Genomic DNA, 11,198 nt, shown 5'->3' with positions numbered 1-11,198 from the left:
ACGTGGCAATCCGCATGGGGGAATCCGAAAGCTCGCAGTTGATCGCACGCACGCTGGCCTCGCTCACGCCATACCTCTATGCCTCGCCGGGCTACCTGGAGCGATCGGGCGAGCCAGCCAATCCCGCCGACCTGGCACGGCATGAGTGCCTGGGCATCCTGAAGGCGGGATCATGGACATTGCACGATGGCGAGCGCGCCACCACGGTGTCGGTGGGTAGCCGCTTCACGCTCAACAGCGTTGGCATGATCCGCCGGCTGGCGACGCTCGACATGGGCATCATCCTGATGCCCGAGGAAATCGTTGCCGATGACCTGGCCAGCGGGAAGCTGCGGCGCATCATGCGGGCATGGCACGGCATGCCAATGCCGGTCTATGCCATCACCGAGACCCGCCTGCTTCCCGCGAAGACTCAGCGCTTCATTGAGTTCCTGCGGGAGAGATTGGGGCGATAGCTCGGCAGGGTCCAATAGTCGCCGAGCATCGGGATGATTCGGCCCTCAAGCGCAATGGGGATCAGTCCCGAAGAAAGACCGCTTAAACCATGGTCAAACCGCAAGACTTCTCGCGTTCGATCCACCCAAGGCGTGGTTCCTCAGCCATTTCCCTCCATGCAATGGCGAATGTCCGTAGCTCGGTGCCATAACCGCCGTTCAACCGCGCGCGCACAACGGCCGTGATGGGTCAACCGGCCATTGAGCGAGCCACACGACGCGCGGTGGAGCGACCGCCTTGCTCCCCAAACTGTCGAGATGTCAGCAAATGCTAGGCAAGCAACCGCAAGGCATCAGCGAGCGAGAGCACCGTTGTGCGCGAATCGAACGCCGTTGAAAAAAGATGATCGTGCACGACCTGATCCGGGTCGTAGCAGCAATCCTTGACCGTGAATAAACGGAAGTCCGCATCGCTCGCGTACGCGACCGACGACAGCACCACACCGGTCGAAGCAATGCCCACCATGAGCAGGGTATTGATACCCTGCGCGGAAAGCCGTACCTGCAGGTCGGTACCAAAGAACACGCTGGCGCGATGCGCGACGATGAGTGGCTCGGTGGCCTGTTGGCCGAGTTCCGGCGAGATCTGGTCGTCGACGAAAAGACCCAGTTGCTTGATTCCCTGCCCATTCCTGTTCAACGGACTGACTTCCGGATAGCCTGGACGGAAGTGGATCTTGGCGAAATAGACGCTGACGCCCCTGGCCCGCGCAGCGTCACACAGCTTGCGCGTATTGGAGAGCAAAGTGGGTGCGACCGATGGAAATAACGCCAGGATGTCGGTCTGATAGTGCATGACCACCAGAGCGGCTTGCGCTGGAACAATTGCCGGAATCCGCATGGTCACACTATGTGCATCAGCGGCGCTTTCCATGCCCTGTCGATGGTCTGCTGAACCGACGGGTCCACGTTCAACGGGTGGCGGCATAAGGCTACGCGATCAAGAATGATGATCGACTCTACCACGACCAATCGGTTGACCGTTCAGGGTCGGGGACGGACAGCCAGCAGGGATCTCACAATGCCTGCGCCCGGCCAATAGGGGACCGTCAGCTCTCGGTCCAACTGGCCGCTTGAGCGTCCGTAACGACGCTTCAAGCGGACACAGGCTGGCAACGCTGATGCCGCTTCATCGACCTCAAAGGCAAGGACCGCACGGCGACCTGTAAGGCGGCGGCAGTGATGCCTGTGGCACGCGTTTCACCACCGTCAAGCTTTCTCGGCTCGTCCCGGCGAATTCTCGGATACGTTGAACCAACCTGGCGTTGCATCGATGACAGCCCATAGCTTTTGCGGGATGCCAACCCGCGAAACGTCGCTAGCGGAAACAGAAAGGCGGATGCTTTCATCGCGACCTTCACGCCCCTGCGCCATCCAGTCTGGGTTGATTACGAGGCCCTGACCTACGGCCGCAAGCGCGAGCCCCATCTTTATCCCGGCTTCGGCTTGCTCCGGTGTCCTGATGCCGCCCGCCGCAATTAAGGGGACCCGACCACTAATGTGATCCCGCAGAATGTTGACGATCGACTTGTCAGAATTGGCCATCGCGGGCCTTTGATCCAACGCACTGCCGAGCGAAGCATGGATATAAGTCGCTCCGGTATCGATCAGGCGCGTGACCAACTGGAGGGAATCACTGATGCCCAGTCCTCCGTCTACGCTTTCTTCTACTGATATCCGATAACCAAGCGCGAAGGGACGATCGGCATGATCTGCGATGGTTCGCTTCACAGCCTCTACAACTGCGAGTGGGAACCGCATACGGTTTTCGAGCGAACCGCCCCATCGATCAACGCGTCGATTCGAATGGGGGGAGAAGAAGTTCTGGATCAAAAAACCGTGTGCGCCATGAAGCTCAATGCCATCGAAGCCGGCAGCGATAGCGCGTCGCGTGGCGGCAGCGAACGCCTCAATAACGTCCAGGATTTCCTCTTCCTGAAGCTCCCGCGGCACGAGGGCTGAGGCAAACGGGCCTGCGTCACCTTCAACGTCGCTTGCTGCTACTACGTCGCTGACGAGCGTCGGCAACGTCTTCACGCCAGCGTGAAAAATCTGCAGGATCGCATGGGCACCGCCGCTTTTAGCGGCCTTTGCTGGTTTTTTCAGACTTGGAATGAAGCGATCCTCGTACGCGGCAAATTCTCCAGTGAAACCAACCCCATTCTCTTGCACATGCGTGCAGCCGGTGATGACCAAACCGACGTCCTTCACCCGAAGGCGGTAATAGGCGTCCTCCTCGTCGGAGACGGTGCCATCGTCGTTGCTAGCCCAGGTTGTCATTGGGGCCATCGCTACTCGATTGCGTACGGTCAGGCCAGGTGCCAGCACTATTGGCTCAAAAATCTTGCTGTATTTCACGTAACTTTACTTCGGGTTCTGGTGGCTCGGGGACACAATGGCGGAATGTTGACCACCACCGCGTTATGGAAATCAAACCGTATAGTCGATCTGACTCATGTGTTCTTTGCCCATACGGTCGCCGAAGACAGGGTATTTTGAAAGCTTGGTGTCGATTTCCTGAATGTCAGCGCCCGTAAGTTGGAGGCGCTGGGCACCGAGGTTTTCGAGCAGATGCGCCTCGGTACGCGTACCCGGAATAGGAACGATATTGGATCCTTTCGCAAGCAACCACGCCAGCGAAACCTGCGATGGTGTCGCCCCTTTGGTAGCTGCGTACTCCTTGAGCCATTGGATGATGGGCATATTCAACTTCAAGAATTCCTTCGAGAAGCGAGGGAACCCAGCGCGAAAGTCATTTTTTTCGCCGAACTTCGTGTTCGTATCGAAGGCGCCGGCCAGAAAGCCTTGGCCCAATGGTGACCACGGCACGAAGCCGATTCCGAGTTCTTCACACGTCGCCAGCACACCATTCAGTTCGACGTTGCGGGTCCACAGCGAGTATTCCGTCTGGACTGCGGCAACTGGTTGCACGGCATGCGCGCGACGGATGGTCTTCACACTCGCTTCGGAAAGCCCGAAATGCAGAATCTTTCCCTGGCTGATCAGGTCCTTGATCGCTCCGGCGACATCCTCGATCGGGACACTCGGATCGACGCGGTGCTGGTAATACAGATCGATGCGATCGGTTCGCAGGCGTTTCAGAGACTCCTCAACCACTTTGCGGATATGCTCCGGGCAGCTGTTCAGCGCAATCGTTCCGTCAATAGCAAAGCCAAATTTGGTGGCGATCTGCACCTTGTCACGGAACGGCGCAACCGCTTCGCCAACGAATTCCTCGCTCAGGTACGGTCCGTAGACCTCGGCGGTATCGAAGAATGTGACGCCATGCTCGAAAGCCGTTCGGATTGTCTTTAGAGCTTCGTTTTTCGGGACGGGGGCATTGTAGTTGCCAGCGAAAGTCATGCAGCCTGCGCCGATTTCCGAGACCTGCAGTCCTCCTAACGTGCGCTGTTTCATACCTTGTCCTTGTGTGGGTTGAGTGTCATGTTTGCGTTGGGAATATGCCCTGCCAATACCGAGGGTGAGTTCGGCGGCTGCGACCGCGCCCAGTGCAATCGCGTGCTTTACGAAGGTGCGCCGGCTGTCGCTTCGGAGACTGAGACGATGCGGTGGCTGCTGCGGTAGTCCAGCGTCTTCGTCACTAACAAGCATGGTCATGCCTCGTGGTTTTTGCGGATGTGCGTTCCGCCGGCTGCGTACTGTCAATCTATCACCGTGAAACTCATACGATTAGATGGCACAATCCTCTTGCTGTTATAGGAAGGGGTTATAAATATGAAGGTGAGCCTGGATGACCTTGCCGCGTTCCTCACGGTGGCTTCGAAAAAGAGCTTTACGCGAGCGGCGGCGCAACTGGGGATCTCGCAGCCTGCATTAAGCGCGAAGATGACGTCTCTCGAACAGAGATTGGGCGTCCAGCTTCTGACGCGCACGACTCGCAGCGTCTCCACGACCGAGGCAGGCGAACGGCTGCTCAGATCGATCACGCCTCACTTCGAAGGTATTGCCTCTGGCCTTGCCGATCTGAACGCGCTGCGGGACAAACCAGCCGGGAGCCTGCGGATAACATCTGTCGAGCACGCTTCGCAAAAAATCCTGGTGCCGACGTTGGCAAAGCTGCTGCCTGAATACCCCGATATCAGCGTGGAGGTCATCAACGATTACAGGCTGGTTGACATCGTGGCGGAGCGGTTTGATGCGGGTATTCGTCTTGGCGTGCAGGTAGCGCAAGACATGGTTGCCGTGCGCATTGGCCCAGACTTCGAACAGTGCGTGGTCGGCGCGCCAACGTATCTCCAACGGTATGGCACACCCACGACCCCGGACCACCTGATGGGGCATCGCTGCATTTCCCTGCGCCTGCCGAGTTCCGGCGGCGTCTGGTCGTGGCCGTTCGTAAAGAAAGGGAACGAGCTGAAAGTACGGCCGGGTAGCGAGTTGTCGTTCAACACGATCACGCTACAGCTGGACAGCGCCCTGGCCGGGCTCGGCCTCGCATACTTGCCGGAAGACGTCGTGAGCGACTATGTCGCGGCTGGGAAACTCGTGCGCGTATTGGCCGACTGGTCGATGCCGATGCCCGGTTACCACCTCTACTATCCGAGCCGTCGCCAGCCGAGTCCGGCATTTACTGTTCTCGTTGATGCTTTGAGATTTCGAGCAACAGCAGCCCCGGTGAGATAGACGGGAGAGCCTGTGCGTCGCGCAGGCGCTGAGGGTGCACCCCAATGGGAAAAGGTGTACACCGTCGAATGGTCAATACGGGTAAGGCAGTGGCGGCTTCGCTATATGAGTCGGCGCGTCTTCAGGACGCTTGGCTCACGAACAAATGAAACGGAGCGTCGGTGTTTTCCTACGGCGCAAGCGACCGTCCGTTATAGCTTGAAAGCCGACCTGGATGCGGCGTGTCGCCGATCGTCCCCTGTGGGTCGGGAAGGGACGACCGGGTAGCGGCCGGTCGAGGTCCCTTCCCGGCCAAGTATGGATGTTCCGCCGACACGCGTCGGCGGCCGCGGCAGAATCGAAAACGGCCCATCAAGGGTGCTTGCCGGAATTCGACGTCTCCGCAAGACTGACTTGCATAGGTTGCGTTTCGCAACTATATTGCTTGCGAAGCGCAACTTGTGAGAGCCCGTCATGGATCTTGTCGACATGCCAGCCAAGCCCCGGGAAACTACGATACTGGAGCTCCGGGACTTTTCCCGAAGACTGGTTCGTGAACTCGGTTTCATGCGAACGACGCTGGCCGAGAGTGATCTTGCTCCGTCGGCTGTCCACGCGATCATCGAGATCGGGGCGACGCCGGGCATCAATGCGAAGGATCTGGGCAATATCTTGCGCCTGGACAAGTCGAACACCAGCCGGCAGGTCGCGAGGCTGGAGGCGAGCGGACTTGTGGAGCGCCAGACTGCAAATGAAGATGCGCGTTCGTCCGAGCTGTATCTGACGGACGCAGGGCAGAAGCTCCGGAGAAAGATCGACCGATTCGCGACGGATCAGGTCTCCAACGCGCTTCGACGTATGGTTCCTGCCGACCAGCAAGCCTTGGTCCGCTCTCTCGCGCTGTACGCCGACGCACTTGCAAGGGACAACTCGGCCAAAGCCACTTCCGAAGATGCCTCGCCCACACGGATTCTGGAAGGCTACCAGCCTGGCTGCATTGGCGACGTCGCGAGCTTGCACGCCCGCTTCTACTCGGAGCACTGGGGCTTCGGCGCTTTTTTCGAGAAGAAGGTGGCAACGGAGCTTGCCGAGTTCGCCGGTGCGCTGCCGGCTAGCGGCAAGGCGCTATGGCTCTACGCAGAAAATGGCCGATTTCTCGCCTCGTTGGCAATCGACGGGGATGACAACGCGGGCGTAGCCCATTTGCGATGGTTCATTGTGGACGATTCGTTGCGTGGCTCCGGTATCGGACGGCAACTGATGTCTCGCGCGATGAGATTTGTTGACGAGCGCTTTAGCGAGACATACCTCTGGACGTTCAAAGGTCTGGATGCGGCGCGCCATCTATATGAGTCATTTGGCTTTCGGTTGACCGGCGAATCGGAGGGGGCGCAATGGGGAACGGAGGTCATCGAGCAACGGTTCAGTCGTCGCTCGGCCAGACCCTGACACTAATTCGAAAATGGACGACAGCGAGAGGCCAGCAAGCCATGCGCTTGCGGCAGGGACCAGGCCGCTCATGCCGAGCGGCCTGGTAGTCAGTCTTGCGCAGTGGCCCCGGGAAACCCCTTCCAAAACCGGTCAAAAAATAAACCGTGTATTGATAAACGTGTCGCTGGCGTCGCGGCGTTCGGCAAGTAAGGGCTTTCGCCGCTGCGGGGGGGCCGGCCTATTCGGGCTGGATGCCGGCGATGGCGATCAGGCGTTTCCAGATCTGCTGGTCTTCCATGATCGCCTTGCTGACCTCCGGCCCGGCGGCCGGATACGGCGCGCTGCCGCGGCTGGCGTAGTGCGCGACGGCTTCCGGCGAGTTCACGAACTCCAGCGTCAGGCGGGTGAGCCGGTCCACGATCGCGGGGGGCGTGCCGGCCGGCGCGAACAGGCCCGTCCAGTTGATCATGGTGAGTTCCGGCAGGCCGGATTCCGCGATGGTCGGCACGTCGCCAAGGACCGATACGCGGTTTGGACCGACAACCGCCAGCGCCCGCATCTTGCCGGAGCGGATATGCGGCGCCACGGCGGATGCATCGACGCCGGCGTAGTCGACCACGCCGGCCATGACATCGGTCAGCAGATTGCCTTGCGTCTTGTAGGGGACGTTGACGGTCCGGATCTTTGCTGCTTCCCCGAACGCAGCCATGATCGTCTGGTAGCCGGAACTGCTGGTGCCGTAGTTCAGGCTTCCCGGCCTGGCTTTGGCGGCCGCGGTCAGATCGGCGATGGTGCGCAAGGGCGAAGAACCCGGCACCACGATGGCGGCCGGCAACGCGGACATGCGCGCCACGGGGACGAAGTCCTTGCGCGGGTTGTAGGGCAACTGCTTGTACAGGAACGGATTGGCTGCCATCGCGCCGGAGCCCGCATAGAGCAAGGTGTAGCCGTCCGGCGCGGCTTTCGCCACGTAGTCGGTGCCGATGATCATGCCCGCGCCGGGCCGGTTCTCGATCACGACACTCTGGCCGAGCTTCTGTCCAAGGAACTTCGCCAGCAGGCGGGAGTAGTCGTCCAGGCCGGTGCCGGGGCTGGTGACCGAAACGATCTTGATCACCCGTTCGGGATAATCCCGGGTCTGAGCGCTCGCCGGCAAGCCAAGGCCGTACAGGGTGCCGATGACAGCCAGGCCGATGAGGCGGCGCCTGGCCGGTAAGGGAATCATTGTCATGCTTGTCTCCTGCATTCTTGTTTGTTTTGATGGCAGCATCGAGCCGGCCGTAGCCGGCGTGTCAGGCCGCGCTGGCCTGGGGCTTTGCAATCAGCGCGTCCACCGCGACGACGCCGTCCGCGCTGCAGATGAGCGGATTGACATCGAACTCCGCGATCACCGTGCGTTGGTCGGCGGCAAACTCCGAGAGCCGGACGATGGCGTTGGCGAGCCCATCGATATCGACCGGCGGGGCGCCGCGGAAGCCCTGCAACAACGGATAGCCGCGCAGCTGTTCGAGCAGGCGGTGTGCCTGCTGCGTGGAGCACGGCGCCATGGTGGTGACCGTGTCCTGCATCAGTTCCACCAGGACGCCGCCCATGCCGACCACAAGGAGCGGGCCGAGTTGCGGATCCACCTGCGCGCCGACCAGGATCTCCACGCCGGCCGGGACCTGCCTTTGCACCAGCACGCCTTTGATGGCGGCCTCGCCCGCCACCTTACGCGCGTTCGCCATGATCTCGCGGTATGCCGTCACCACGGCGTCGGCATCGCGCACACCGATGCGGATCACGCCTGCCTCGGACTTGTGCGGGATGTCCGCGCTTTCGACCTTGAGGACCACGGGATAGCCGCAGGCCGACGCCGCCTCGATCGCTGATGCCTCGCTTGTCGCCAGGTGTTCGCCAACCACCGGTACCCCATACAAGGCCAGCACGTTCTTCGATTGCCGCTCGGTCAGTACCCTGGCCGGCGTGGCCTCGATCATCCCGCGCGCATCGCGAATCACGGATTCGTGTGTCAGGCGGGGCGGCCGTTCCTCGTCGCGCTGCGCCAGCCATTGCTCGCGGGCGTGCCAGGCTGCCAGCGCGGCGAAGCAGTCCGACGCCGAGCGGAACAAAGCGAGCCTGGGAAGGTTCTCGGCCATCGCGGCATTTGGCCCTTCCAGCCATTCCGACAGCCACAGCCCGCAGGCCATCTTGTCGTGCCTCGCCGCCAGGTCATTGAACAGTTGCAGCCGCCTGACATTGGGCTCGCCCGTGACCGGCAAGGGCAACACCACCGCGCCATAGGCCGGGTCGCTGAACATGGCTTCGCCGCATTCGACAAAGGAGGTGAAGTTGTTGGCTGCCTCCGCGGTGACGTCGCACGGGTTGCGGGCCGCGCCGAAATCCGGGATGCAGCGCTCCACCACGGCACGTGTCTGTTCGGCGGGCTGGGGCAGGGCCACGTGATGGTGCTCGGCTTCGTCCGCCGCGATGATGCCTGCCCCGCCGGAGATGGACACGATCGCGGTGCCGGCGGCGCTGGGCCGTGGCGCCTTGGCAAAGAACGCGGTCGTGGGAATCAGTTGTTCGAGCGTTTCGACCTGCACCACGCCCGCGTGGCGGAACGCCGCGGCATAGGCGCTGTTGGAGCCTGCCATCGAGCCTGTGTGCGACAGTGCCGCCTCGGCCCCCAGTTTGCCGCGGGCCGTCTTGTAGACCACCAGCGTCTTGCCGGCGTCGGCGCAGGCTTGCGCCGCCTGGACGATGCGGTTTGCGTCGGACAGTCCCTCGAAGATGCAGGCAATCGCGGCGCAGTGCGGATCGCCGGCGAGAAAGGAGATCTGGTCCGCCACGTCGATGTCCCCCGCATTACCGCAGGAAAACACATGGCTGAAAGCCGTACCGTGGTTGACGGCCTCCTGCATGGCGAAGGCGAGCGCGCCGGACTGGCTCACCACGCCGATCGCATGCGCCGGCAGCGGTGTCGTGCGCGGCGCCAGGTCGGCAAAGGAGACGATGGCGTTGTCGACGTAGCTGGCGTAGCCAATGCAGTTCGGTCCGAGCAGCCGTACGCCGCTCTCGCGCGCCAGCCGGATCAGCCTGAGCTGCTCTTCGACGTGTTCGGACTTGCCCGTCTCGGCGTACCCGGAGGCGAACACCACCACGCCGCCGACGCCAAGCGCGCCGCACTGGCGCACGATCGGCTCGACCGTGTCGCGTGCCGTGGCGATCAGGACGCAGTCCGGGGTCTCGGGCAGGTCGGCCAGCGAGGGATAGCAGACTTGCTCCCCGATACGGTCGTACTTCGGATTGACGAACATCCTTTGCCCGCCGAAGCCGCGCAGGTTACCCATGGCGCGGCCGGCGAAGGCGCGTTCGTTGGGCGTCGCGCCGACGATCGCGATGCTGCGGGGATGAAATATGCGCCGCAGATCGGCATGGGTGTACAGCGTGCGTGAAGCCATCGATTTTTCCATGTTCAGAAGGACTCCGGAAGGCCATCGCGCCCGGCAAGGCGGCCGGCGCGGCAGCAGGTCGTTATTGCGCGCCAGCGCGCCGGTGTTCCGGCCACAGCACCTTGACCGCTTCGCCGTCGATGCGGTGGGTGTGGCAGCTGTCGACCAGCGACGGCCGTGGCATCGGGCTCTGCCCGTCGGCAGGCCGGCGGCCGCCGCGCTCGGTGCGCTGCATCGCAAAGAGGGTCTGCATGGCGGTAGTGGCGAGTACGCTGACCAGCTCCGTCAGGTGCGTGCACCCTTGCACGCCGCCCAGACGCGCCTTGACCTCGCGTTTGAAGCCCGGGCCGATCCGCATGCCGCGCAGTGCCGCGTAGGCCGTCTCGATCTCGGGACAAAACTTGGTCGGACCGCTCTCGATGCGCGCCGTCGCAGCCTGGATGACCAGATCGCGGTCCACCGTCAGCACGATGCGCATGTCATGGATAGGCGTGCCCGGCGGCACCGTCTTGAAAATAAGGTCGGTGCCATCCGGACTGATGTCCTGCAACTGTCCTTCGATATCGAACAGTCCATCGCTGCGCGCAAAGCCGGAGGTGGCGATGTGGCGGTAGTGCAGCGGTTTTCTCCAGGCCGGAGTCGATGTGGATTGACTCATGAGTGCTTCGCCCCATATTGGTTGGAATCCGTTGGCGTCCTCCCTTGCCATCCGCGGCCAGGGAGGACGCACGCTGACAGGCACTGGCGTGCCAGGCGGTTCAGGGCAGGCGGCGCATGATCGATTCCGCGACGCAAACCGGCTTGTCCAGGCCCTGGCACTCGACCGTCATCTCGACCTTCATCTGCGCGCCGCCACCGGCAAGCGGATCCCAGGCCAGCAGCTTGAAATGCGCGCGAACGAGGCTGCCGACCCGCACGGGGGCGGGAAAGCGGACCTTGTCGAGCCCATAGTTCACCCCGGTGCGGGCGTCCAGGATCTTGTAGGCGGTCGCGGTAAGGACCGGCAGCAGGCTCAGCGTCAGGAATCCGTGGGCGATGGGGCCGCCAAACGGGCCGCCCTTGGCGCGTTCCGGGTCCACGTGGATCCACTGGTGATCGCCGGTCGCATCGGCAAACAGATTGATGCGCTCCTGCTCCACGGCAAACCAGTCGCTGATGCCGATGCATTCGCCGATGCGGCCTGCGAGATCCGTGATCTTTTCATAGGTCTTCATGT

The 11,198-nt window shown here is 62.0% G+C and carries 10 protein-coding genes; 3 read left to right on the top strand and 7 right to left on the bottom strand.

Going from position 1 to position 11,198, the window contains the following annotated elements; translation table 11 throughout:
- The coding region (locus AC1DN0_RS23285; protein WP_477146038.1) for a substrate binding domain-containing protein at positions 1–455 on the top strand (455 nt) is incomplete at its 5' end.
- A 310-nt stretch (positions 456–765) separates the two neighbouring features.
- On the opposite strand, the gene AC1DN0_RS23280 is transcribed toward AC1DN0_RS23285, so the two are convergent.
- The 3 genes from AC1DN0_RS23280 to AC1DN0_RS23270 all read right to left on the bottom strand — a co-directional run bounded on the left by AC1DN0_RS23280 (position 766) and on the right by AC1DN0_RS23270 (position 3,911).
- Entirely contained in the window at positions 766–1,368 is a 603-nt protein-coding gene (locus AC1DN0_RS23280) for a cysteine hydrolase family protein (protein WP_477111794.1), read from the bottom strand.
- 335 nt (positions 1,369–1,703) lie between these two features.
- Complete coding sequence (locus AC1DN0_RS23275; RefSeq protein WP_477111795.1) at positions 1,704–2,852, bottom strand: NADH-dependent flavin oxidoreductase; 1,149 nt, start codon at positions 2,850–2,852, stop codon at positions 1,704–1,706.
- Between the two features lie 72 nt (positions 2,853–2,924).
- Positions 2,925–3,911, bottom strand: coding sequence for an aldo/keto reductase (locus tag AC1DN0_RS23270; RefSeq protein ID WP_477111796.1), 987 nt, complete (start codon positions 3,909–3,911; stop codon positions 2,925–2,927).
- A gap of 318 nt (positions 3,912–4,229) precedes the next feature.
- Here AC1DN0_RS23270 and AC1DN0_RS23265 point away from each other — a divergent pair, with 318 nt between their 5' ends.
- On the top strand, positions 4,230–5,138 hold the full coding sequence (locus tag AC1DN0_RS23265; protein WP_441629536.1) for a LysR family transcriptional regulator: 909 nt from the start codon (positions 4,230–4,232) through the stop codon (positions 5,136–5,138).
- Positions 5,139–5,591: 453 nt separating this feature from the next.
- Complete coding sequence (locus AC1DN0_RS23260; RefSeq protein WP_441629537.1) at positions 5,592–6,566, top strand: GNAT family N-acetyltransferase; 975 nt, start codon at positions 5,592–5,594, stop codon at positions 6,564–6,566.
- Between the two features lie 220 nt (positions 6,567–6,786).
- On the opposite strand, the gene AC1DN0_RS23255 is transcribed toward AC1DN0_RS23260, so the two are convergent.
- From AC1DN0_RS23255 to AC1DN0_RS23240, 4 genes are all read right to left on the bottom strand, one after another.
- Positions 6,787–7,779 carry a Bug family tripartite tricarboxylate transporter substrate binding protein gene (locus tag AC1DN0_RS23255; protein ID WP_441629538.1) on the bottom strand — a complete coding sequence of 331 codons (993 nt, stop codon included), beginning with the start codon at positions 7,777–7,779 and terminating at the stop codon, positions 6,787–6,789.
- Positions 7,780–7,840: 61 nt separating this feature from the next.
- Positions 7,841–9,991 (bottom strand): acetate--CoA ligase family protein, encoded by a 2,151-nt coding sequence (locus AC1DN0_RS23250; RefSeq protein ID WP_477111797.1) that lies wholly within the window; start codon positions 9,989–9,991, stop codon positions 7,841–7,843.
- Positions 9,992–10,064: 73 nt separating this feature from the next.
- Positions 10,065–10,640 (bottom strand): DUF2889 domain-containing protein, encoded by a 576-nt coding sequence (locus AC1DN0_RS23245; protein ID WP_477111798.1) that lies wholly within the window; start codon positions 10,638–10,640, stop codon positions 10,065–10,067.
- A gap of 100 nt (positions 10,641–10,740) precedes the next feature.
- Positions 10,741–11,196: a MaoC family dehydratase gene (locus AC1DN0_RS23240; protein WP_441629541.1), complete on the bottom strand. Its 456-nt coding sequence runs from the start codon at positions 11,194–11,196 to the stop codon at positions 10,741–10,743.
- Between the last annotated feature and the right edge of the window lie 2 nt (positions 11,197–11,198).

Source organism: Cupriavidus sp. 05N39 (genome assembly GCF_056397325.1).
The sequence above is the reverse complement of the archived record's forward strand: the minus strand, read 5'-3'. Positions and strand labels throughout refer to the sequence as shown.